Annotated in this window: 25 protein-coding genes; 2 read left to right on the top strand and 23 right to left on the bottom strand. The window is 60.6% G+C overall.

The annotated features are described in order from the left end of the window. Window positions 1-19: 19 nt before the first annotated feature. Together DWW51_RS06315 and DWW51_RS06310 are read right to left on the bottom strand one after the other, a co-directional pair. The gene (locus tag DWW51_RS06315) at window positions 20-913 is read right to left on the bottom strand and encodes a homocysteine S-methyltransferase family protein (protein ID WP_055252635.1); all 894 of its coding nucleotides are present in this window, start codon (window positions 911-913) and stop codon (window positions 20-22) included. Window positions 914-923: 10 nt separating this feature from the next. Then, window positions 924-1,346, bottom strand: a complete 423-nt coding sequence (locus DWW51_RS06310) for a metal-dependent transcriptional regulator (protein WP_040359600.1) — start codon at window positions 1,344-1,346, stop codon at window positions 924-926. A gap of 120 nt (window positions 1,347-1,466) precedes the next feature. Here DWW51_RS06310 and pepT point away from each other — a divergent pair, with 120 nt between their 5' ends. Then, a complete protein-coding gene (gene pepT, locus DWW51_RS06305) occupies window positions 1,467-2,714 on the top strand; it encodes a peptidase T (protein WP_117773895.1) in 1,248 nt (415 codons plus the stop codon). A 397-nt stretch (window positions 2,715-3,111) separates the two neighbouring features. Here the strand turns inward: pepT and DWW51_RS06300 are convergent, their stop codons facing one another. The 17 genes from DWW51_RS06300 to DWW51_RS06220 form a co-directional block, all read right to left on the bottom strand. Continuing rightward, on the bottom strand, window positions 3,112-4,347 hold the full coding sequence (locus DWW51_RS06300; protein ID WP_117736598.1) for an LCP family protein: 1,236 nt from the start codon (window positions 4,345-4,347) through the stop codon (window positions 3,112-3,114). A 12-nt stretch (window positions 4,348-4,359) separates the two neighbouring features. Beyond that, a complete protein-coding gene (murA, locus tag DWW51_RS06295) occupies window positions 4,360-5,643 on the bottom strand; it encodes a UDP-N-acetylglucosamine 1-carboxyvinyltransferase (RefSeq protein WP_117773894.1) in 1,284 nt (427 codons plus the stop codon). A gap of 88 nt (window positions 5,644-5,731) precedes the next feature. Further along, window positions 5,732-6,124 carry an ATP synthase F1 subunit epsilon gene (gene atpC / locus DWW51_RS06290; RefSeq protein WP_006235718.1) on the bottom strand — a complete coding sequence of 131 codons (393 nt, stop codon included), beginning with the start codon at window positions 6,122-6,124 and terminating at the stop codon, window positions 5,732-5,734. 3 nt (window positions 6,125-6,127) lie between these two features. Continuing rightward, window positions 6,128-7,582, bottom strand: coding sequence for a F0F1 ATP synthase subunit beta (atpD, locus tag DWW51_RS06285; RefSeq protein ID WP_006235717.1), 1,455 nt, complete (start codon window positions 7,580-7,582; stop codon window positions 6,128-6,130). Continuing rightward, complete coding sequence (gene atpG / locus DWW51_RS06280; protein WP_006235716.1) at window positions 7,582-8,490, bottom strand: ATP synthase F1 subunit gamma; 909 nt, start codon at window positions 8,488-8,490, stop codon at window positions 7,582-7,584. The genes atpD and atpG overlap by 1 nt, the downstream gene beginning before the upstream one ends. A 5-nt stretch (window positions 8,491-8,495) precedes the next feature. Next, window positions 8,496-10,094: a F0F1 ATP synthase subunit alpha gene (gene atpA / locus DWW51_RS06275; protein ID WP_035138794.1), complete on the bottom strand. Its 1,599-nt coding sequence runs from the start codon at window positions 10,092-10,094 to the stop codon at window positions 8,496-8,498. Continuing rightward, window positions 10,094-10,570 (bottom strand): FoF1 ATP synthase subunit delta, encoded by a 477-nt coding sequence (locus DWW51_RS06270; protein WP_006235713.1) that lies wholly within the window; start codon window positions 10,568-10,570, stop codon window positions 10,094-10,096. Before DWW51_RS06270 ends, atpA begins: the two co-directional genes overlap by 1 nt. Beyond that, window positions 10,560-11,162: a F0F1 ATP synthase subunit B gene (gene atpF / locus DWW51_RS06265; protein ID WP_117716380.1), complete on the bottom strand. Its 603-nt coding sequence runs from the start codon at window positions 11,160-11,162 to the stop codon at window positions 10,560-10,562. Before atpF ends, DWW51_RS06270 begins: the two co-directional genes overlap by 11 nt. Before the next feature lie 15 nt (window positions 11,163-11,177). Beyond that, a complete protein-coding gene (locus DWW51_RS06260; RefSeq protein ID WP_022094262.1) occupies window positions 11,178-11,372 on the bottom strand; it encodes an ATP synthase subunit C in 195 nt (64 codons plus the stop codon). Between the two features lie 124 nt (window positions 11,373-11,496). Continuing rightward, complete coding sequence (gene atpB, locus DWW51_RS06255) at window positions 11,497-12,300, bottom strand: F0F1 ATP synthase subunit A (protein WP_022094263.1); 804 nt, start codon at window positions 12,298-12,300, stop codon at window positions 11,497-11,499. A gap of 3 nt (window positions 12,301-12,303) precedes the next feature. Further along, window positions 12,304-12,615 (bottom strand): hypothetical protein, encoded by a 312-nt coding sequence (locus DWW51_RS06250; RefSeq protein WP_117773893.1) that lies wholly within the window; start codon window positions 12,613-12,615, stop codon window positions 12,304-12,306. 282 nt (window positions 12,616-12,897) lie between these two features. After that, the gene (gene upp, locus DWW51_RS06245) at window positions 12,898-13,545 is read right to left on the bottom strand and encodes a uracil phosphoribosyltransferase (protein WP_117773892.1); all 648 of its coding nucleotides are present in this window, start codon (window positions 13,543-13,545) and stop codon (window positions 12,898-12,900) included. A 123-nt stretch (window positions 13,546-13,668) separates the two neighbouring features. Continuing rightward, window positions 13,669-15,210: a glycerol kinase GlpK gene (gene glpK / locus DWW51_RS06240; protein WP_117773891.1), complete on the bottom strand. Its 1,542-nt coding sequence runs from the start codon at window positions 15,208-15,210 to the stop codon at window positions 13,669-13,671. A 13-nt stretch (window positions 15,211-15,223) separates the two neighbouring features. Further along, a complete protein-coding gene (locus DWW51_RS06235; RefSeq protein ID WP_117773890.1) occupies window positions 15,224-15,967 on the bottom strand; it encodes an L-threonylcarbamoyladenylate synthase in 744 nt (247 codons plus the stop codon). A 134-nt stretch (window positions 15,968-16,101) separates the two neighbouring features. Beyond that, window positions 16,102-16,593: a type II toxin-antitoxin system HicB family antitoxin gene (locus DWW51_RS06230; RefSeq protein ID WP_147344039.1), complete on the bottom strand. Its 492-nt coding sequence runs from the start codon at window positions 16,591-16,593 to the stop codon at window positions 16,102-16,104. Next, on the bottom strand, window positions 16,560-16,745 hold the full coding sequence (locus tag DWW51_RS10490; RefSeq protein WP_089573106.1) for a type II toxin-antitoxin system HicA family toxin: 186 nt from the start codon (window positions 16,743-16,745) through the stop codon (window positions 16,560-16,562). Before DWW51_RS10490 ends, DWW51_RS06230 begins: the two co-directional genes overlap by 34 nt. A gap of 68 nt (window positions 16,746-16,813) precedes the next feature. After that, window positions 16,814-18,088 (bottom strand): HemK/PrmC family methyltransferase, encoded by a 1,275-nt coding sequence (locus DWW51_RS06220; RefSeq protein WP_117773888.1) that lies wholly within the window; start codon window positions 18,086-18,088, stop codon window positions 16,814-16,816. Window positions 18,089-18,124: 36 nt separating this feature from the next. Here DWW51_RS06220 and DWW51_RS10180 point away from each other — a divergent pair, with 36 nt between their 5' ends. Beyond that, complete coding sequence (locus tag DWW51_RS10180) at window positions 18,125-18,451, top strand: hypothetical protein (RefSeq protein ID WP_147343554.1); 327 nt, start codon at window positions 18,125-18,127, stop codon at window positions 18,449-18,451. Between the two features lie 230 nt (window positions 18,452-18,681). On the opposite strand, the gene prfA is transcribed toward DWW51_RS10180, so the two are convergent. From prfA to DWW51_RS06200, 4 genes are all read right to left on the bottom strand, one after another. Then, window positions 18,682-19,749 carry a peptide chain release factor 1 gene (prfA, locus tag DWW51_RS06215; RefSeq protein WP_117773887.1) on the bottom strand — a complete coding sequence of 356 codons (1,068 nt, stop codon included), beginning with the start codon at window positions 19,747-19,749 and terminating at the stop codon, window positions 18,682-18,684. A gap of 229 nt (window positions 19,750-19,978) precedes the next feature. Further along, window positions 19,979-21,394: a M20/M25/M40 family metallo-hydrolase gene (locus DWW51_RS06210; RefSeq protein ID WP_117773886.1), complete on the bottom strand. Its 1,416-nt coding sequence runs from the start codon at window positions 21,392-21,394 to the stop codon at window positions 19,979-19,981. Between the two features lie 72 nt (window positions 21,395-21,466). Further along, a complete protein-coding gene (locus DWW51_RS06205) occupies window positions 21,467-22,252 on the bottom strand; it encodes an amino acid ABC transporter ATP-binding protein (RefSeq protein WP_117766727.1) in 786 nt (261 codons plus the stop codon). Window positions 22,253-22,274: 22 nt separating this feature from the next. Beyond that, window positions 22,275-23,423, bottom strand: a complete 1,149-nt coding sequence (locus tag DWW51_RS06200; protein WP_117640969.1) for an amino acid ABC transporter permease — start codon at window positions 23,421-23,423, stop codon at window positions 22,275-22,277. Window position 23,424: the final 1 nt, after the last annotated feature.

Below are 23,424 nucleotides of genomic sequence, written 5' to 3'. Positions count from 1 at the left end.
TATGGAGCGGTTTTGCCCTTTATATATCGAGCGCCTCGGCCATCGCTGCCGTAGTGATTGCCGTGGTTCCACAGCAACTGCCCACCATTGCGGCACCGGCATGTCTCCATTCAATGCATGCGCGCGCGAAAGCTTCGGGGTTCTCGTGCCATACGGGGCCATCCTGAGTCTGGACCGGATCGCCCACGTTGGGACGCACCGTGACGGGAGTAGTCGCCGATGCAACCATCCTAGGCACCGCCGCGTTCGCGGCCGCAAGCGAACAGCAATTAACACCAACCGAGTTTGCGCCGTGTTTTTCGGCGTACAAAACGGCTGCCTCGATGTTGAGGCCATCGCCCAACAGGTCGCCTTTGTCATCAACGACAAAACTCACCAGGACAGGCATGCCGTCAGCGGCATCTCGAGCGCCGGCAAGCATGGGCTGCAAATTACGGATAGACGTCACCGTCTCGATCAGCAGACCATCAACACCAGCATTGAGCAAGGCGTGCGCCTGTTCGCGCGCAATGCCTCGGATCTCACGAAACTCGGCAGAGTCCTCGGCAAACCACTCAATACCGATCGGACCCATCGAGCCCAGCAGCAGCTGAGGGTGCGCCTGGCGGGCATCGTCGACGGCCCCGCGATTGACCTCCGCCACGGACGGCGCAATCTGGTCGTGCTTGAGGGCATAGCTTGATGCCTGAAAGGTATTGGTAATGAGCACCTGCGCACCGGCGGCGACATACAAGCGATGGATACGAGAAACGGTCTGCGGCTCCGCCAGATTCCAAAACGCCGGTGGAATATCGGCGGCGTCGTACTCACTCAACAGAACACTGCCCATGGGGCCCTGCGCCAACAAGGTCTCGCTCGACAAGCGGCGCGTAAGTTCCTCGGCACCAAAGCGGTTGTAATAACTCGTATCCATATATATCCCGCTATTCCTCGACGCTGATTCCCTGCTTTTCGAGATAGGCGAGCCAGCGGCTCATCGTGTCCTCGGATAGCGCATGCTCCATCATGCAGGCCTCGGAATCGGCTCGCTCAAATTCGACACCGAGCTCCTGAACCAAAAACGTGCGGATGAGGCGATGACGGTACCAGATAGCCGTGCCAACCTCGCGGCCGCGATCGGTCAGGATTACCTTGCCATAGTGCGATTGCTCGACAAGCTCGGATGCCTTGAGCGCCGAAACCGCTTTATTGACCGATGCCTTGGAGACGCCAAGGCGCTGCGCGATGTCGACCGATCGCACGCCGTTGGTTTCCCCCTCTTCGCTTTCAATGCGAACCATGCACTCCAAGTAGTCTTCGTTCGCCACCGTCAGATGTAGTTCGCGCGAGCTATTTGTCGTATCCATGATCTTCCGTCCCTTCTGCATTCAATGGCTGATTCTACCCCATCCAAGCGTCATGGTATGCCGTGGCATACCGTGCTAGAGTTCTTGTTGCACACGACGACCAAGATTGGAGCGGTCTTTATGGAAAACACCACCACGAGCCCCGATGTCCTCGAACGCTTTTTGCGCTACGTCCAGATCAACACGCAGTCCGAGGATGCAAACTGCGACCAGGTACCCTCGAGCGCCGTTCAGTTTGACCTTGCCAACGTGCTGGCTGAAGAGCTGCGCGAGCTTGGTGCGGAAGATGCCCACGTGACCGAGCACGCCTATGTCTGCGCGCATATCCCCGCAAGTGCGGGCGCTGAGGACAAGCCCGCCCTGGGCCTGATCGCCCATCTCGACACCACCGAAGTTGCACCGGGCGCCGGCGTGAAGCCACACATCGTACACTACGAAGGCGGCGACCTGGTCTGCGGCACGGTTGACGGTAAGCCCGTTGCCATGAGTACTGCCAAGCTTCCCGCCCTGAACGACCTCGCGGGTGAGGACCTGGTCTGCAGCGATGGCACCACGCTGCTGGGCGCGGACGACAAGGCAGGCGTCGCCGAGATCATGTCGCTTGTCGCGCGTATCGCTCAGGACCCTTCTCTGCCCCATCCCGCACTCGGCATTTGCTTCTGCCCTGACGAGGAGATCGGTCACGGAGCCGAGCTGTTGGATATCGATACCTTTGGCTGCAAGTACGCCTACACGGTCGACGGCGGCCCCATCGGCGAGCTGGAGTGGGAGTGCTTTAACGCCGCCGAGGCGACCGTCCGCTTTGAGGGCCAGTCCATCCACCCGGGCGACGCCAAGGGCCGTATGGTCAACGCAGGCAATCTGTTCTGCGACTTCAACGCGTTGCTCCCCTACGTGCAGCGCCCGGAGTATACGGAAGGCTACGAGGGCTTTTATCACCTTGAGGGTGTATCTGCGACCGTCGATCACGCCACAGCGCGCTATATCGTCCGCGACCATGACGCCGCCAAGTTCCAGCAGAAACTCGACCTTATTGATGCCGCCGCCTCGATGCTCAGCCAGCGTCTGGGTGAGGAGCGCGTGACGGTCGAGATTAAGCAGCAGTATCGAAATATGGCCGAGATCGTTTGTGACTTTCCCGAGCTTATTGATGTTGCCAAGGAAGCCTACCTTGCCTGCGGCGTTGAGCCCCAAGTGCTGCCGATTCGCGGCGGCACCGACGGCGCGCAGCTGTCGTTCCGCGGTCTGCCCTGCCCCAACCTTTCCACCGGCGGCTATTGCTACCACGGCGTCAACGAGTTCGTCCCGGTCAGTTCGCTCGTCAAGATGACCGACGTGCTCCAGGAGCTCGTCGCCCGCTTTGCATAAGCCTGGCCGCTCAAGCCTAAAAGACAAACCGCCCCGTCCTCTACAGAGGACGGGGCGGTTTTTGTACAGGGAGTGTCCCTAACTGCCGGCAGAAAAGGAACGTCCCCAAGTGCCGCAAAATGACGAGATCCACTCTCGCTTTGTGGGTAGTCATTGGGGACGTTCTTGTTTGACTAGTCGTTTAAGAACGTCCCCAATGACTACCCAACGACTAGTCCGGACCAAGGCAACGCCGATGTTTTGGCAACGACAGCGAAAACCCGCCAGAGCGAGCAAGGTGCCTTGAAACGAGGCGGCATTGATCTTTTGATCATGCCGCCGAAGTTGAAAGGCAGATTGCCGCTCTGGCGGGTTTGCAGCGTCAACTGGTTACGCGGGCTGGTAAGCCCGCGTAACCCTAATAATTGGCTTCGTAGCCGTTGCCGTCACCGGTGGGCTCTTCGTAGTAGTCCGAATCGCTCGAATCGCTTGAGTCATCAGAATCGTCAGAGCTGACCGATGAGGTTGCGGTACCGTTTGCGTAGTCGTCAGACGTGTTGTTGCTGAGGTCACCGATCGTAGAGCTGGAACCGTCGGAAAGACCCATGGTGTTGGGACCCTTGGGATCCTTGCCGGCATCGACGCGCTCCATCATTTCCTTGAGCTCGTCCTCGTAGACAAAGACGTAGCTCACACCGTCGATCATGGTGCTGTCGTCGGCGTACGAGGGCAGGTTGGCCGAGTAGATACCGTCGACATCCATACCGCGCATGGCATTGACCGTAGCCACGATATCCTGAACGCTCATATCGGTTACGAGCATATCGGACAGCGAATTAACCAGGCCAAAGATCTTCGTGGCATCGAAGTTATTGAGAATCTGGTTGGCAAGGGCGCCAAGCACCTGACGCTGGTGGCGCATGCGCGTGTAATCGCCGTCGGCATAGGTGTAGCGGCAGCGGGCATAGGTAAGGGCGGTGGCACCGTCCATATGCTGCTGGCCAGCGGTAATCTTAATATCCAGGTGCTCGGGGTCGTCAACATCATCGGTTGCGTTAATGTCGATACCGCCAACCGAATCAATCAGCGCCTGCATACCGTCGAAGCTGACCTCGGCATAGTGGGAAATCTGAACACCGCACAGCTCGTTGACCGCCTCGACCATGGCCTCGGCGCCGCCAACGGTATGGCAGGCGTTGATCTTCATGGTCTCGCCCTTGTACTCGACCTTGGTGTCGCGCGGAACGGAAATGAGCGTCGCCTGCTTTTGCGTGGGGTCGATGCGTGCCAGGATAATCGAGTCGGCACGATACGTATCCTCGCCCGGACGGCCGTCGGTGCCAAGAAGCAGCACGTAGAACGGATCCTTTGCCTCATCGGTGTCAACCAGAACCCGACGCAGATTGTCGGTAATGACATTAGAATCGCCGAGCTTGCCCATAATGGTGGCAAACCACAGGCCGGCAGCGGTAGTGGCACTCAGCAGCACGCCAAGCACGACAATGAGCGCGACGTGACGAATCGTGTGGCTACGACGACGTTGGCGAGCTCGCTCGGAATAACGAGCCACGTTATCGCGACTGTAGATCTTGGCCTGCGCACCAGTTGAGGGTCTTCGAGTGGTGGTATCCGCGAGGGGCTTTTTATTAAACATAGGCAACCTGTATTAGTAGATGACGGGATCGGGGACGGTAGCATGCTCGACATGCGCGCCAAGCGCCTGCAGCTTTTCGACAAAATGCTCGTAGCCGCGCTTGATGTGATGGATAGCCGAAACCTCGGTCGTCCCGTCGGCAATCAAGCCCGCTACGACGAGGGCCGCTCCGCCGCGCAGATCGGGCGAGGTAACCTGTGCACCCGAGAAGCCCTTGACGCCATGAATCATGGCATGATGGCTCTCGATACGAATGTCGGCACCCATGCGCACCAGCTCAGAGGCAAACATAAAGCGATTCTCGAAGATGTTTTCGGTAATAACGGAACTGCCGTCGGCAAGGGCGGAGAGCACCATAATCTGCGCCTGCATGTCGGTCGGGAAACCGGGGAACGGAAGCGTCTGGATGTCGACCGGCTTGATACGCTCGGCACGGTTCACATGGACGCCATCCTCGACGCGCTCGCAGTCGATACCCATGAGCTCCATCTTCTTGAGCACCATGCCCAAGTGAATGGGGCAAAAGCCCGTGACATCGACACCGCGATCGTCGGCCATCAACGCACCGGCAACGATAAAGGTACCGGCCTCGATGCGGTCGCCTACTACGCGATGGGTAACAGGATGGAGCTCTTCCACGCCTTCGATAGTCACGACGGGAGTGCCGGCGCCAACAATCTTGGCGCCCATCTCGTTGAGCATGTTGGCGAGATCGACGATCTCGGGCTCGCGGGCGGCATTGTCGATAACCGTGGTACCCTGCGCGCGCACGGATGCCATAATGAGGTTCTCGGTCGCACCGACACTGGCGAACTCGAGCGTGACGGTGGTGCCGCGCAGGCCCTGAGGCGCGCTGGCGTTGATATAGCCGTGGGCGGTATCAAACTCGACGCCCAGGGCCTCAAGACCAAGAATGTGCATATCGATCTTGCGAGCACCCAGGTTGCAGCCGCCCGGCATGGCAATTTTGGCGCGATGGAAGCGGCCCAGCAGGGGTCCCATGACGGCGGTGGAAGCGCGCATCTTGGCAACGAGCTCGTAGGGGGCCTCCCATGAATCGACCTGAGAGGTATCAATCTCGAGCGTGTGCTCGTCGAGAACATCGATCGTAGCGCCCATGCCCTTGAGCACCTTGCCCATCACGTGGACATCGGAAATATCGGGCACGTTCTGCAGCGTCGTCTTGCCCGGCGCCAGAAGCGTTGCCGCCATGAGTTTGAGCGCGGAGTTCTTGGCACCCGAGACGGGCACGGAGCCTCCGATGGCGTGGCCACCCTCAACGCGGATAATATCCAAGGTCTACCCTTTCAAAAAGCATGCCCGGGGTGGCTGGGCCATCCCGGGCATGATGTGTTCGCAAATGGTCGAACGCTAAATCGTTTGACTATTGGGCAAGCTTGAGCTTACACCATGCGATTTCATTATAGAGGTAGGCGCGGCGTGCATCATCCTCCGACAAATTACCCAGCTTCTCTTCAAAACCTTGAATATCAGCTTTAAGCTTGTCGGCATCGACGGTCGCCAAATCGCAAGCGCGCTCGGCGAGAACGGTCACGACATCGTCCGCAACCTGGGCATAGCCGCCGGCCACGGCAAACGTGTGGTCGACAGTGCCCATGGCCTTATCGGAAACGCGAACGTAACCGCGGTCGATCGTGCAGATCTCGCTGGAGTGAGCAGGCAGGACGCCAAACTCGCCATCCGTGGACGGAATCGACACAAACGCAGCGTCGCCCTCATAGGCGCAGCTCACGGGGCACACGATGCGGATACGCATAACCTACTTCTCCCCCATCTTGCGGGCGCGCTCGCGCACGTCCTCAATCGTGGAAGCATAGCGGAAAGCCTGCTCGGGCAGGTCATCGGCCTTGCCGTCGACAATCTCGGCAAAAGAGCGGACGGTATCCTCGACGCGGACGTAGACACCGGGGTTGCCGGTGAACTTCTCGGCGACGTGGAAGGACTGCGAGAGGAACTGCTGAATCTTACGGGCACGGTTGACCGTAAGGCGCTGCTCCTCGGACAGCTCGTCCATACCCAGAATGGCGATGATGTCCTGAAGGTCGGAGTACTCCTGCAGGAGCTCCTGGACCTTGACGGCGACACGGTAGTGCTCCTCGCCAACGATCGAGGGATCGAGAGCGTCGGAGGAAGATGCGAGCGGGTCGATAGCCGGGAACAGGCCGAGCGACGAAATGCTACGCGAAAGAACCGTGGTGGCGTCGAGGTGCGTAAACGTCGTGGCAGGCGCCGGGTCGGTCAGGTCGTCTGCGGGGACGTAGACAGCCTGGACGGAGGTAATGGATCCCGTCTTGGTCGAGGTAATGCGCTCCTGGAGGTCACCCATCTCGGTAGCCAGTGTGGGCTGGTAACCAACGGCGGACGGCATACGGCCCAGCAGTGCGGAAACCTCGGAACCCGCTTGGGAGAAGCGGAAGATGTTGTCGATGAACAGCAGGACGTCCTGGCCGCGATCGCGGAAGTACTCAGCGGTGGTAAGGCCGGCCAGACCGATGCGCAGACGCGCTCCAGGCGGCTCGTTCATCTGACCATAAACCAAGCAGGTCTTGTCGATAACGCCAGACTCGCTCATCTCGAGGAACAGGTCGGTGCCCTCGCGGGTACGCTCGCCGACACCGGTGAACACCGAGGTGCCGCCGTGCTCCTGGGCGAGGTTGTTGATAAGCTCCTGAATCAGAACGGTCTTGCCGACGCCGGCGCCGCCGAACAGGCCGGTCTTGCCGCCACGGATGTAGGGCTCGAGCAGGTCGACGGCCTTGATGCCGGTCTCGAAGATCTCGGTCTTGGTGGTGAGCTCGTCAAAGCGGGGCGCTGCATGGTGGATGGGGTAGAACTCCTCCACCTCGGGCATGGGCTTGCCGTCGACGGGCTTGCCCATGACGTTCCAAATGCGACCGAGCGTCTTGGGACCAACGGGCATCTTCATGGGCTCACCGGTATCGGTGGCGATGAGGCCGCGCTGCAGGCCGTCGGTCGAGGACATGGCGACCGTGCGGACGACGCCGCCCGGAAGCTGGCTCTCGACCTCAAGGATCGTGCTCAGATGACCGATCGGGGTCTCGGCCTCGACCGTGAGCGCGTTGTAGATCGGGGGCACCGCGCCGTCAAACTTGACGTCGACGACAGGGCCGATGATTCGCACGATGCGACCATCACCGGCAGTCGTCTTCTTGGTGGCTTCCTCGACCGCAAGCTTTACGGTGTTATTAGCCATTACTGTTCCTCCAATGCTGAGGCTCCGCCGACGATCTCGTTGATCTCGGTCGTGATCGAAGCCTGGCGCACGCGACTATACGTGCGGGTAAGGGTCGAGATGATCGCGGTGGCGTTTTCCGTCGCGGAGTGCATGGCCTTGCGGCGTGCACCCTGCTCGGCAGCCGCCGAATCGATCAGGGCCTGGTAGATGACCGTCAGGATATAAGACGGCACAAGCTTGCCGAGAACATGCTCAGGAGAGGGCACGAACTCGAACGTGGACGAGATGCGCTTAGGGGCGTCGGTCTCGTTCTTACGCGGACCGTGGGCCATAGCGATCATCTCGGGGTCGAGCGGCAACAGATGCTCGACGCGAAGCTCCTGATCCACGCGGTTCTTGGCGTGGTGGTAGACAAGCTCGACACGGTCAAGCTCACCGGCACGATACGCATCGCAGATATGAGAGGAAATCATGCGGGCCTGATTGAAATCGGGCTCAGAGGAGTTGCCCTCAAAGTGCATGACAACGTTTGCGCGGTCACGGAAATACGTGGCCGGCTTACGCCCGCACGCGATGATCTCGCACTCGATGCCATCGTTCGCCCAAGAAGCGGCGAGCTTTTCGGCCGTGCGCTCCACCGTCGTATTGAAACCGCCGGCAAGGCCGCGGTCCGAGGCAATAACGACAATCAGGCCATGCTTGACGCTCTCATGCTTCTGCAGCATGGGATCGGTGCCCGAACAGGAGGCGTCGCCGGCGACCGTCAACATGACGTCGGTCAGCGCCTCCTTATAGGGCTCGGCCTGCTTGGAGCGATCGAGGGCACGACGGATCTTGGCCGTAGAGACCATCTCCATCGTGCGCGTGATCTGCTTGGTCGTGGTAACCGAGGAGATTCGCTTCTTAATGTCGCGAAGGTTGGCCATGGGGCTTAGTTCTCCTCTGATCCAGAAACATCCGAATGGTGCTTGGCCATGAACTGCTGCTTGAAGTCGCCGATGACGCGCAAGAGCTCAGCCTTGGTGTCATCATCGATCTTCTTGGCGCGAACCTTGTCGAGCAGCGAGCCAAAGCCATTGTCCATGTACTCGATGAGCTCGGCACGGAAGGGCAGCACGTCGGCGATCTCCAGGTCATCCAGGAAGCCCTCGTTGCCAGCGAACAGCGTAACGATCTGCTCGCCAACCTCAAACGGCTTGTAACGCGGCTGCTTCAGGAGCTCGGTCATGCGAGCACCATGGGTCAGCTGCTTCTGAGTAGCCTCGTCGAGGTCGGAGCCGAACTGCGTAAAGCCAGCGAGCTCCTGGTACGAAGCGAGGTCCAGACGGAGGTTGCCGGCGACCTGCTTCATGGCCTTGGTCTGCGCATCGCCACCGACGCGGGACACGGAGATGCCCACGTCGACTGCCGGGCGCTGACCCTGGAAGAAGAGCTCGGACTGCAGGTAGATCTGACCATCGGTAATGGAAATGACGTTGGTCGGAATGTAGGCCGAGACGTCGCCGTCCTGGGTCTCGATGATCGGCAGTGCCGTCATGGAGCCGTAACCGTTCTTCTTGGACATCTTGACGGCACGCTCGAGCAGACGAGAGTGCAGGTAGAAGATGTCGCCAGGATAGGCCTCGCGTCCGGGCGGACGATGCAGCGTCAGCGACATCTGACGGTAGGCCACAGCCTGCTTGGACAGGTCGTCGTAGATGACGAGCACGTGGCCGCCGGGGTTGGTCTCGCTGGCGGGCTTGCCGTCCTCGCCGTTGTACATGAAGAACTCGCCGATAGCGGCACCGGCCATAGGCGCGATGTACTGCATAGGGGCGGAATCGGCAGCGGTGGCCGAAACGATGATGGTGTAGTCGAGCGCACCGTGCTGAGCGAGGGTCTCGCGGATGTTGGCAACCGTGGAGGCCTTCTGGCCGATGGCGACATAGATGCAGACCATGCCCTTGCCGCGCTGGTTGAGAATAGCGTCGATGGCGATGGCGGTCTTACCGGTCTTACGGTCGCCGATGATGAGCTCACGCTGACCGCGGCCAATAGGCACCATGGAGTCGATAGCGAGCAGACCGGTCTGAACCGGCTCGCACACCGGGGTACGGTCGATGACGCCGGGGGCCTTGAACTCGATGGGGCGACGGTGCGTAGCGACGATGTCGCCTAGGCCGTCGATGGGCTGGCCGAGCGGATTGACGACGCGGCCGAGCATGGCGCGGCTCACGGGGATATCCATAATGCGGCCAGTGGTGCGGCACTCGTCGCCTTCCTTGATGGAGTCGACGGCACCGAACAGAACGGCGCCGACCTCGTCACGGTCAAGGTTCTGGGCAAGGCCGAAGACGGTCTCACCGGTATCGGAGCTCTTGAACTCCAGAAGCTCGCCTGCCATGGCGCTCTTGAGGCCGGAGACGCGCGCGATGCCGTCGCCTACCTCGTCGACCGTTGAAACCTCATGCGTATCGACCGTCGCGGAGAGGCTCGTGAGCTGCTCCTGCAGTTTCTTGGCGATATCCTGGGCATTGAGGGTTTCGGACATTAGGCTTCACCTCCGTACGAATTAGCAGAGTTTGCGAGGGTCTCCTGCGCGATGCGCAGCTGCGTCTTGACGGAAATATCACGACGCTCGCCGCGGGCCTCGAGCACCAGGCCGCCCACGATAGACGGGTCGACCTGCTCGATAAGGAATACCTTGCGGCCGAAGTCCTGCTCGCATTTCTTAGTGATGGTTTGACGCAGCTCGTCGTCGAGCGGGATCGCCGTGGTGACGGTCACGCCCACTACATCCTCGTCTTCCTCGGCAACATACTTAAAGGCAGCTGCCACCTTGGGAAGAAGGTCGAGCTGGTCGCGCTTGGACATGGTGTCGAGCACGGCGATGATCTCGGGGCTGGCAGAAGCCAAGCGCTCGATCATCTCGAGGTCCTCGAACACATGGTTCTCGGCCTTAGCGGCTTCCAGAAGGGAGCGCGCGTAGGTCTCGAGCACCTTGTCCTGATAGCGGCTAGTCGGCATTCAGGCTACCTGCTTCCTGGATGTAGCGCTCGATGAGCTTCTTCTGCTCGGTCTCGTCCTCGAGTGCCTCGCCCACGATCTTGGTGGCGACGGCAACGGACAGGTCGGCGATGGAGCTCGCGGCACCGGCGTAAATGGACTTGCGCTCGTCCTCGACGGTCGTATGGGCCTTGGCGATGATCTCCTCGGCCTCCTTGTGAGCAGCCTCGATGATACGGGCGCGCTCGGACTCGGCGTCCTTACGGGCCTCGAGAACGATGTCGGCAGCCTGACGACGGGCGTCGGTGACGATCGAGTCGGACTCAGCGCGCTTGGCGATAGCCTCCTGCTTGGTCTTCTCGGCCTCGTCGAGGCTCTCCTCGATCTTCTTGCCGCGCTCCTCCATGGTTTTCATGATGCCCGGCAGGGCGACCTTGGCCAGCACGATCCAGATAATCAGGAAGGCGATAAGCGCCGGGATGAACTCCGCCATCTTAGGGATGAGGATGTCCGCACCGGCAGCGCCGTCCTCGGCGAACGCGGAAACCGGCATGAGCAGCGCGGCCGCGGACGCGGAGAGTGCGATCGCGCTCTTCTGGGATGAAAGATTCATACTTGACGCTCCGTGCTATTTAACGATCAGCGCGACAACGAAGCCGATCAGAGCCAGAGCCTCGCCGAAGGCGGAGCCCATGATGAAGACGGTGAACACGCGGCCCTGGACCTCAGGCTGACGGGCCATAGCACCCGTAGCACCCAGAGCAGACAGGCCGATAGCAAGACCAGCGCCGATAACACCGAGACCGTAACCGATAACTCCCACGATTCCTCCTTTGTCGTGCGTGTCTTATTTCACGCAGGATAACCTTTTTATAACTGCCGGGCTCCATGGGTACGGGCACCGGCGGTTTAACGAATTGCCTTACCTTTAAGGCGCGAACGGAAGACTACTCCTCCTCTGCGACCTCCTCCGCCTCGGAGACATACACGGCGGTAAGGACCGTGAAGACGTAAGCCTGGATAGCGCCGACCACAAGCTCGATCGCATAGATCAGGATGAGGATGGCAAGCCAGGCCAGCGAAGGCAGGGCGCCGACGGCGTGCGCCGCGGAAACCTGCTGAAGCAGCGGCTGCATGAACATGCTCGCCATGATGGCGAACGAGCCCATGACCACGTGTCCTGCGAACATGTTGCAGAACAGACGGACGGCGAGCGTGATGAGGCGCAGGAAGGTCGAGAAAAGCTCGACGACCCACACGAGCACGTTCATCGGGAAGCTCACGCCCTGCGGGGCGAGGCTCTTGATGTAGCCGATCACGCCGTGAGCCTTGCATCCGTAGTAGATGAAGTACACGAAGGCGAAAATGGCGAGTGCGGCGGTGGAGCCGATTGCGCCGGTGCCGGGCTTCATTCCCGGGATCAGGCCGATCATGTTATTGATCAGGATGAACAGGAAAAGCGAGCACAGGAACGGGAAGTGCTTCTTCCAGTTCTCACCCACGACGCCCTTGCCGATATCGTTCTCGACGTACTCGATGATGTACTCGAAACCGTTGACGAAGAAGCCCTTGGGAACCAGGGTCTGCTTCTTCTTGAACACGGCCAGGACGATCAGGAGCACGATCGTGGAGACGATCAGCCAAAACGAGTACTGCGTGATGCCGCAGCTCAGATCGCCCACGACAGGGGTGGAGCTGAACTCGCTGACCAGATGATTAATCTCATCAGGCAGCTTTTCAAAAATTTCCACGACTTACCTTTCGACCTCATGAGGATCTCGCAGCGCCTTGGCGACACGAACCGCGCAGGCGGCCATAAAGGCCACGAAGCCGATCGCCTCGCCCAGGAGGAACATGCGAAATGCCTCTCCGAACAACACAAACACAACCAAGGTAAAGACGAGCAGAGCGATTGCCGAGACCGCCAGACTCACCATACCCTTGAGCATGTCCGCATTCTGCTTATCGTCAAGAACCGGCTTGAGCGTAAAGACAAAGGGAAGGAAGGCGACCGCGCCCGCGATGGCACCTGCAACGATAGCGAGCAAATCGGCTATCTGAAACACTGGCGTCCTCACTTTCCCTTTTTAACGCCTCACAGAACAGTTCCCGCCAAACATTGGTGACTATTGTACGAGCCAATCACTAAAGTACAACCGAAAAAGCATCGGTTAATACGCACCTGTTCGTTTTCTTAAGACCTTCTTTATGCCGCAGGTACGGTAATACGTTTTTCTCGAACCCTGCAGGGCAAAACGTCCGTTAACAGGAGTGCGCGCGGTCGCCTTCTGTTCGTCCGCGCGCACCGTTTCTTCGTATTTGCAGCCGCGGTCGTCTTAGTCCAGCGACTAGAGCGTGCCGTAGATACGGTCGCCGGCGTCGCCGAGGCCGGGAACGATGTAGGCAGCCTCGTTGAGATGGTCGTCGATGGCGCAGGTATAGATATGCACATCGAGATCTTTCTCGGTCAGCGACTTGAGGCCCTCGGGGGCCGCGACGATGCACAGCATGCGGATGTCCTTGACACCGCGCTCGCGCAGATAGCTGATAGCCATCTCGGCAGAACCGCCCGTGGCGAGCATGGGGTCGACGACCAAGCAGATGCGCTGGTCGATATCCTTGGGCATCTTGCAGTAATACTCGTGCGGCTCGTGGGTGACCTCGTCGCGCTCCATACCGATGTGGCCCACGCGAGCAGAGGGCACCAGGTCGAGGATACCGTCGACCATGCCAAGGCCCGCACGCAGGATAGGCACGATGGCGAGTTTCTTGCCGGCGAGCTGTTTGAACGTGGCGGTAGTGATGGGGGTCTCGACCTCGACGTCTTCCATAGGCAGGTCGCGCATGGCCTCGTAGCCGTCAAAAAGCGCGAGTTCGCGCACGAGCTGACGGAACTGGTTGGTGCCGGTGTTTTTGTCGCGCAGGATCGACAGCTTGTGCTGGACGAGCGGGTGATCGACAAGCGTCACACGGGACGCATCGTAGGTGACGGTCATGGATTGATTGCCCCTTTCGTTGCGGCCGCAAAACGGCCTTGCTGACAAGGCGTGCAGCAATGTTGCCGCCGCACGCCATGCATTAGTTTAGCGGTTTGTTGTATCGAGCAGCCCATCGCAGCCCTACCGTGCGGTACTGAGCGAGCGCCTGACTGCATCACGCCAGCCCGCAAGGTTTTGTTCGCGGCGCTCGGCGGACATGTGGGGAAGGAAGGTCCTAACGATCTGGGCATTTTGCTCCAGCTCTTCCAGGTCTTCCCAATAGCCGACGGCAAGACCCGCCAAGTACGCGGCGCCGATTGCCGTGGTCTCCACCGTCTCGCATTGCAGCACGGGGATATCCAGCAGGTCGGCCTGGAATTGCATGATGAACTCGTTGCGCGAGGCACCGCCATCGACAGACAGGCGCTCAATCGAAAGCCCCACGTCCTGCTCCATGGCGCGCAACACGTCGTAGCTCTGATATGCCATGGATTCGCAGGCGGCACGTACGATGGTCGCACGGCTCGAGGCGCCGGTCAGACCGCACACGATACCGCGGGCATGCGGGTCCCACCAGGGAGCACCCAAACCCGCAAAGGCGGGAACGAAGTAGCAGCCCTCGTTGTCGCTAATCGAAGCGGCGAGTTGTGCCGACTCGCTCACGCTCGAGATGATGCCCATGTTGTTGCGAAGCCAGTTCATGGTGGAGCCGGCAGCGAAGATGGAGCCCTCGAGCGCATAGCTGACTTTGCCGTCCGCAGCGATACCGATGGTGGAGACCAGGCCATTCTTGGATTCGACGATCTCGTCGCCGGTGTTCATGAGCATAAAGCAACCCGTGCCATAGGTGTTTTTGGTCTGGCCGGGACGGAAACAGCAGTGGCCGAACAGCGACGCCTGTTGGTCACCCGCCACGCCCATGATGGGCGGCATGTTGGTCATGATGTCGCTCGCGACGCGGCCGTAGTCGCCCGAGCTCCAGCGAACCTCGGGCATCATGGAACGTGGAACGTCAAAGAGTGCCAGCAGGTCGTCGTCCCAATCGAGCGTATGGATATTAAAGAGTGCCGTGCGGCTGGCATTGGTGTAGTCGGTGGCAAAGACCTGGCCGCCGGTGAGGTTGTAGATGAGCCAGGTATCGATGGTGCCAAACATGAGGTCGCCCGCCGCCGCGCTTTCGCGTGCGCCGTCGACGTTGTCGAGAATCCATTGCACCTTGGAGGCCGAGAAATACGGGTCGAGCGTGAGTCCCGTGCTGGAGCGCACCAGCCCTTCTGCGCCCTGCTCGACAAGCTCGTCGATCAGAGGTGCGGTACGGCGGCACTGCCATACGATAGCGTTATAGATCGGCTGACCGCTCACGCGATCCCAGACCACCGTGGTCTCGCGCTGGTTGGAGATGCCGATGGCAGCAATGCGGTCGGAGTGGATACCGCTCTTAAACTGGACTTCCATCATGACGGCGATTTGACTGGCAAGGACCGCCATGGGGTCTTGCTCCACCCAGCCGGGACGCGGGAAGCTGGTTTTGACGCTGCGACGTGCCTGCGCGACGATGCATCCGTACTCGTCGACGATGGTCGCAAGTACCGAGGTGGTGCCGCAGTCGAGCGCCATGATGTAGGAACCGCCAAAGTCAAACGAGGCATCTTCCATGCCCAGGCTGCCCAGATTCAACGACATCGCTTACACCTTTCTATTGCATCGGGTCGGACAGGACCCGTTCGATCTCTGATGCGGGAAGTGCGCCTTGGCGCAGGATCTGGAGCCCGCCGTGCTGGAACGACACGATGGTCGAGGCATCGCGACACGGAGTCTCACCGGCGTCGACGGCAACATCGACACCCTCCAGGATGTGACCCTCGACGGCGGCAAAGCTTGCCGGCGAGGGCGCACCGTGCGTGTTGGCGCTGGTGCAGGCAAGGGGGCTGCCACAGGCGCGAATGAGCGCCTGCACCACGGGCGAGGCCGAAGCGCGAAGTGCCACCGTGTCGTCGGCGGCGCGCATAAAGGTCGGCACGCAGGGGGCCGCCTTGACCACGATAGTCAGGGCGCCCGGCCAGCATCGTCGGGCGAGCACGCGGGCCTCGTTAGGGATATCCACGCCATAGCGGTCGAGTGCCTCGGCATCATCGACCAGCCAGGCAACCGTTTGGGTGAGCTCGCGCTGCTTGAGGGTAAAGATACGACGATAGCCGGTACCGAGTGCGGGGACCGCGGCGCCGTTGACGGTGGCCTGCGGATCTCGCGGCCACGATGGGAATTCGCTTGTATCTTGGGGCACGGCGTCCGAGAAGGCGTTGACTGCCACGGCGACACCGTAGACGGTCTCGGTCGGGATCAAAGCCAGGCCGCCGCGGCCGAGCACCTCGGCCGTGCGCTCGACGGCAAGCCGATGCGGCTCGCGCGTTCCCTCGTATACCCGATAGACCGTCTGCATGTGTATGCCAGCCCCTTACGCTCTGGTGCAAGTTTGTTTACTGTGGGGCATTCTCGCACGAAACGTTCAACCTATTTGCCCAAAGCGCATGTTGGTTTGGTGAGCGGCTCTAGTAGTCGGTGAAAGTGAGGGGGTTATTGGACTGCGACGAACTTCTTTGGCCTGCCGGCGTGACGTTCTTGGGCGGCGTAGCGCTCGATACTGTCTATCGTTATCATCCGACGGCCGTCGACGAGTTCAACATCGAGCTTTCCGGCTTTGACCAGCGCGGTAATCCGCGGAGCGGAGACTTTGAGGTCCAGCGCTGCGTCTTTAAATGTTCGGCACGCCGCTTCCCGAGCGTCCTCGTGGTCGATTTCGACTGAAAGGGCCACGATCTCGGCCGAGCGTTCGTACCCCGCCGGAGTCAAACCGTTGTTGAGGTCGTCGGCCAAAAACGCCATCAGCGCCTCGGTGGCATGGGCAATCGCTTCTTCGCGCGTATCGCCATCGGCAAAGGCGCCGGGAATCTGCGGGAAGCTAGCGCAGTAACCATCGTCTTCTTTTATGAGAACGCAGTCATAGGTAAATCGCTGCCTCATTTTGCCTCCAACTACCATCCAGCTTGGCGACGAATACTTGCCCACGTGCCCTTCTTTGGTCGATCACCACCAGAGCCGTTCACGGTGACAACGCGGTCACCAGAAACATACTTAGCATGACTACCGACTTGCGCGACCTTCACGAATCCATCGTGCTTGAGTAGGGCAATGATTTCCCGAAAGGTAGGAGGTTGCATGGGCCGACCTCTTTCAGCCGTCCTAATTATAAACTACTTTATAATTTTTGCTAACCAGTTAATAAATATTACTGGCGTTGCTTGGGCTCGGTGACGATGGCTCGGACAATGCGGGGGCGATCGGTGAGGTCGTGGACGATACGCACGTCCGAAAGGCCTGCTTGACGACAGAGCTCGGCCGCGGCGTCGAGCGCGCCCTCGTAGAGCTCGCAGGCAAACAGGCCGCCGGCACGCAGCATGTAGGGCGCCGCGTTGAGCAGGCGGCGGAAGATATCGAGACCGTCGGCACCGCCCTCGAGCGCCAGATCGGGCTCAAAGTCCTTGACCTCATGCGGCAGCGAGCGCATGACGTCGGTCGGGATGTAAGGTGGGTTGGAGACGAGCACATCAAAGGTGCCCCACTCTTCGCGGGGAATGGAACTCACCAGGTTTGTGAGGCTGAAGGCGACCTCGTCGGACGTGAGGCCAAGCGCATCACGGTTTTTGGTGGCCAGATCGATGGCGCGCGGCTCGATATCGGTAGCAGTGCAGGTAACGTGGCCGCGGCGCTCCCAGGCAAGGGAGAGCGAAATGCAGCCCGTGCCGCAGCCGACCTCGAGAACGCGGGCAGTGCGGGGCTCGGCTGGGGCAGATACGTTGGCCTCGGCGGCATCTTGCGCGGGAGTCGCCTGTTGGTCGTTGTCCTCAATGGCGATGCCGTATTCGTCGAGCTCGGGCTCGGGGGTTTCCATGGCCTCTGCTTCTGCCGCTTCGGCTTCTGCCGCCTGCGCGGCGGCTTCCTCGGCCTCGCGATCGGCCAGTTCCTCGGCATAAGCGCGACTGCCCAGCACATCGCCGCCTAGCGCCGCCTCGTCGGCAGCTGTGAGGTTGGCGGCACGGCGCTCGGCCGTCGCTCGCTCGTCGGCCAATGCGGCCTCGGCTTTGCGTGCCTGCTCGACCTCATCGTTCCAAGGCAGCTCAACACGCTGACGGGCAGCGGCCTCGGGGCTCAGTACCTCGGCATCCAGATAATTGAGGACTTCCTCGACGAGCATCTCGGTTTCGGGGCGCGGAATGAGCACACCGGGAGCGCACGCGACGTCAATCATGCGAAACTGCGTGCTGCCGGTGATGTACTGCAGCGGCTCGCCTTTGGCGCGACGAACGACGGCCGCGTGCATGGTCTCGAGCTGGGCCGCGTTAAGCGTCTCGTCCATGCGCATATACAAGTCGATGCGCGCCAGGCCCGTGGCCGCGCACAGCAGCCACTCGGCAGAAAGACGGGGATGCTCCTCGCCGCGCTCGACCAGGTACTCCTTGGTCCACTCGAGACAACGCTTGATGGTCCAGATCTCGTTTGCCATGGGGCCCTCCCCTCTTAAGCGCCGGGCGGCGCGCGAATGTCGGAGCAGATTGTAAGCGAGGCCAGCGCCTGGCAAGGGACGATTGAAGGCGATTATCGAGAATCAGCCCAGAATTTTGCTTGGAGCCCACCTGAAGTGTTCATTCGTCGACGTCTAAATCTGCATCCGTCAAGCTTTTGGCAAGGTTGCCCCAAAACTGACCAATATCTAACCAAACGCTTGCCACATCGCTTGACGCGCGACGCGTCAAAAATCGCCCCGCGATTTCTTGGACGTTTTTTCGAGCAATATTTTCAATTGCAGATGCATGCCGTTAATTACTTTAAGCAGGTAAGCAGCTCAAAGGCCATCAAAACCGATTGAATAACATCTCAAAGCAATGTCCCCAATGAATCCCTACGGATCATTTGACAACCAAGGAAACGCCGATGTTTTGGCAATGCCAGCGAGCGACGTCCAGAGCGAACAAGTTGGCATGAAAAAGGCAAGGCATAGACCTTCTGGTCATGCCTTGCCTTTTTCATGCCAACTTGTCGCTCTGGGCGGCGCGCAGCGTCGAGCCGTTACGCGGTTTGGCAAAACCGCGTAACCTACTAAACGGCCTGTGCCAGCTTCTCGGCACGCTCGGCGGCGGCGAGCGCCTCGATGACGGTGCCGAGCTGGTCGCCCAGGAGGACGCCATTGTAGGTGGAGTTGAAACCGATGCGGTGATCGGTCACGCGGTCCTGGGGCTGGTTGTAGGTACGGATCTTCTCGGAACGGTTGCCGTGGCCGATCTGGCTCTGGCGCTCAGCACCGAGCTCTGCCTGCTGCTTCTCGAGCTCCATCTCGTACAGACGGGCGCGCAGCATCTGCATGCAGACTTCGCGGTTCTGGATCTGGGAGCGCTGTTCCTGCGACTGCACCACGGTGTTGGTGGGCAGGTGGGTGATGCGCACGGCGGAGTAGGTGGTGTTAACGCACTGACCGCCAGGGCCGGAGGCACAGTAGGTATCGATGCGCAGGTCGGACTGGTTGATCTGGACGTCGATCTCCTCGGCTTCGGGAAGTACGGCGACGGTCGCCGTGGAGGTCTGGATACGGCCCTGGGACTCGGTCTTGGGAACGCGCTGGACGCGGTGCACGCCGGACTCGAACTTCATGACGGAGTAGACGCGGTCGCCCTCGACCTTGAACTCGATGGACTTAGAGCCGCCGGCCTCGCTGGGGCTGGAGTCGAGCACGGTGGTCTTCCAGCCGCGCGACTCGCAGAAGCGCTGATACATCTTGTACAGATCGCCGGCAAAGATGGCCGCCTCGTCGCCACCAGCGGCGGAGCGAATCTCGACGATGGTGTTCTTGTCGTCGTTGGGGTCGCTCGGGATGAGCATGTACTTAATGTCTTCCTCGAGCTGGGGAAGCTTGGCCTCGTTTTCGGAGATGTCCATCTGGAGCATCTCCTTCTCATCGGCATCGGTAGTATCGTGGAGCATTTCCTTGGCAGCCTCGATGTCATCGAGCGCGCCGATGTACTCGCGCGAGGCAGCGATGAGGTCGGACTGGTGCGCGTACTCCTTGTTGAGACGCGTGAACTCCTTGATATCGGAGGCGACGGCCGGGTCGGAAAGCTTTTTCTCGAGCTCCTCGTAGGCCTTGATAATCTTTTCGAGCTTGTCGCGCATGGCGGGACTCCTTTATATGCGTGAAGGTGAAAATCGGCAGAGCTGATGGGGCGCACGGCGCCACTGCGGGGGTAAGCCCGGCTAGAACATGTCGATCTTCAGATACATGCGCATCCCTTCGCGTATGGGGTACTTAGTTGCGGTCTAACCCATACATGATAGCGTGCGCAGGCAAACCTGCATACAACCCGCACGGAATCCGACAAAGGGAGAGTCCCTTTGTCGGATTCTAGAGCGTATGGAGCAGGGCGATGAGGAAGCGAACACCCTGGAGGTAGGCGCGGCGGGTGATGCGCTCGTTGGTGCCGTGGACGCCGCGGTCGCACTCGTCATCGTCGACCACAAACGCCGAAAAACGAATGCATTCGGAGCAAATGTGCTGGTAGTTGGCAGCGTCGGTCGCGCCGATCACGGTCGAGGGGACAATCGCCAACGGCTCGGATGATCCGTTTTCCTCCGTCCCCTTTGGATCGCAGAAATAGCGGGCGGCGATGGAGCGAACCGCCTCGAGGCCGGGACCACCGATGCGCGGGGACGGCGAGGGCTCGGAGCTGCCGGGGCCCAGCTCCACTTCGACACGACCGGCAAGGTCCGCCCCGGCAACCGCCTCACGGCAGCGCGCCACAACGTCGGCCACGCTCGTGCCCTCGAGCATGCGGAAGTTAATGTTGGCCCACATATCCTGCGGCATCACGTTGGCGCCGGCGCTGCCTCCCTCGATCTGCGTGGGCGCGCAGGTGGTCGTCACCAGCGGATAGAGCTTCTTGCTGGCGAGGCAATCGCGGACAATGGCGCCCCCGTTGGCGGCAATCTCATCCGCCGTGTAGAGCCCCAGCTCGACAAGCTGCGCGGCAAGCAGATCGGTCACGCGCGTCGGCCACTCGATATCGCAGATTGCGGCGATGGCACGGCTGAGCACCTCGAGCGACGTGCCGCCGTAGGGGTTAGACGAATGCCCGCCCGCGCTCTTCGTCTTGAGCACGATATCGGCATAGCCCTTTTCGGCCAGGTCGACATGCATAAGCCAGCCCTCGCCCGCGCCGTACTCGGCAGCCGGAACGATGCGGTAGTCGCCCTCGTCGATCAGGAACTCGAGCTCAACACCGCGCTCCTCGAGCACGCGGCCGATAGCTCCAGCGCCGTACTGCGTGGTTTCCTCGTCCTGGCCAAAGGCGAGCAACAGCGAACGCTTGTGCTCCCAACCGTGCGCCAATGCATACTCAACCGCCTCGAGAATGCCTGCGACCTGATCCTTCATGTCGATAGCGCCGCGGCCCCAAATGTAGGTGTCGTCCACGTGCCCGCTAAAGGGGGCGTGCGTCCAGTCGGCCTCGGTACCCGGCACCACGGGGACCACGTCCATGTGGCCCATGAGCATAACGGGATTGAGAGCAGGGTCGGAGCCGACAAGCGTCACCAACAGCGAGTGGTCGATAAGCTCGACCTCGCCCGCCGCAAACACGCGCGGCCAGGCCTGCTGCATATAGGCGCGCAGGTCGTCGAAGGGCTGCCAGTCCACCGCCTCGGCATCCATGCTCGAAATGGTCGGAAACGACAGCACGCGGCCCAAGCGCTCGCACGCGCTGACCTCGTCTATATCGGCAAAATCGTCCTCATGCGCAAAGAAGCGCCAAACCTCGGCCATGACATCCTTTCGATTGTGACGACAAAGGCCGCCCCACGGGAGCGGCCCTGCAACGTAAGCGTTTGCGGTCGGTTATTTGTCCTCGAGATAGCGAGAGAGGAACTCACGAGTGCGCTGGTGTTTGGGGTTGCCGAAGAGCTCGGCCGGCGCGGCATCCTCGAGCACCACGCCCTTGTCCATAAAGACCACGCGGTCGGACACCGTGCGGGCAAAGGCCATCTCGTGCGTGACGACGACCATGGTCATGCCGTCGGCGGCGAGCTTGCGCATGACCTCGAGCACCTCGCCCACGATCTCGGGGTCGAGTGCCGAAGTCGGCTCGTCGAACAGCATGATCTGCGGACTCATGCACAGGGCGCGAGCGATGGCCACGCGCTGCTTTTGGCCACCGGACAGGCGACCCACGGCGGCGTGCGCGAACTTTTCGAGTCCCACGCTCGCCAGATGCTCCATCGCGACCTTCTCGGCCTCGGCCTTGCTCATCTTTTTGAGCGTGACGGGCGCGAGCGTGCAGTTGTCGAGCACATCCATGTTGTTGAACAGGTTAAAGCCCTGGAACACCATGCCGATGTCCTCGCGGAGTTTATTGATATTGCAGCGCTCGGCCGTAAGGTCCTGGCCGTGGAACCAGATGTGGCCCGCGTCCGGGGTCTCGAGCAGGTTGAGGCAGCGCAGAAAGGTCGATTTGCCCGAACCCGAAGCACCGATGATGGTGACGACCTCGCCGGGATTGACGGACAAGTCGATACCCTTGAGCACCTCGAGCGAGCCGAAGCTCTTGCGCAGGCCCTCGACGCGGATGAGTGACTCTTTAGTTTGTGCGGCGGCCGCGGTGCCGGTAGTGGCGGTATCTGCCATGATGATTCTCCTCGTCTTAAGCCTAGTTAGAGCTGGGCAGCGTGGCAGGAGCCTCGGCGCCGAGCTTTTTGCCAAAGGCCTCGAGCAGGCGGCTCGCCACGAGCGTCAGGATCAGGTAGACCACGAGCGCCACGCAGTAGACCTCCATCTGGCGGTAGTACACGCCGGCGACGGTGGTGGTGGCATACATGAGGTCGAACACGCCGATGACCGAGAGCACCGACGAATCCTTGATGTTAATGATGAGCTCGTTGGTGAGCGCCGGAATCGCGTTTTTAATGCCCTGGGGGAACACGACCTTGCGCATAGCCTGCCACTGCGAAAGCCCCAGCGAGCGCGCTGCCTCGGCCTGGCCGGGATCGATGGACTCGATGCCGCCGCGCAGGACCTCCATCATGTAGGCGGTGGAGTTGAGCGAGATGGTGACGAGGCCGGCGGTGAAGGTACTCCAAATCTGGTTGGCCTGGGCAGTCTCGAAGCCCATGCCGCGCAAAACGGTGAAGCCCGCGTAATAGATGAGCAGGCCCTGGACCATCATGGGCGTGCCGCGCACGATGGTGGAGTAGACGGTCGCAAAGCCGCGGCCGATGCTCTTAAAGAAGCGCACCAGGTCGTTGTCTACGCGGTCGAAGGTCTGAATACGCAGGAACACAAAGAGCAGCGCCAGGAAGAATGCGATGACGGTGCCGAAGGTGGCAAGCGCGATGGTGATCTCGATGCCACGGATGAAGAAGTCGCCGCTCTTGTAGGTCATGTAGACCAAGCTCGACAAAAAGTCGCTGGGGTTGGAATCCGAGACAATGCTCACCTGCACCAGATCGATAAACGACATGACGCAGCGGTCGACAAAGAAGATCGCCGCGATGACGACCACGACATAGCTGCCCAGGCGCGCGCCGCGACGGAAACGCTCGGATGCAAACGGTGACTTTTCGCGATAGTCGCTCCAGTGCATAACCTTGGTGACGAGCGCTGCCGCCGACACGACGATCCAGGCCCAAAGAATCGCCCAAAGGCAATCCTGGAAGATGCCGGTGGGCGCCAAAAAGCTCAGCGGCGTGGGGTTGCGCTGGCTAAATGCCAAGCCGAGCGCCGCGATAACGCTCGTGCCCAGGTACACATAACGGTGGTCGGCCTTGATAAAGGAGGCCAGACGATTGATGCCTTTCATG

The organism is Collinsella sp. AF15-51 (assembly GCF_003462845.1).
Taxonomy (GTDB): domain Bacteria; phylum Actinomycetota; class Coriobacteriia; order Coriobacteriales; family Coriobacteriaceae; genus Collinsella.
This window is presented reverse-complemented; position numbering and strand designations above follow the sequence as displayed.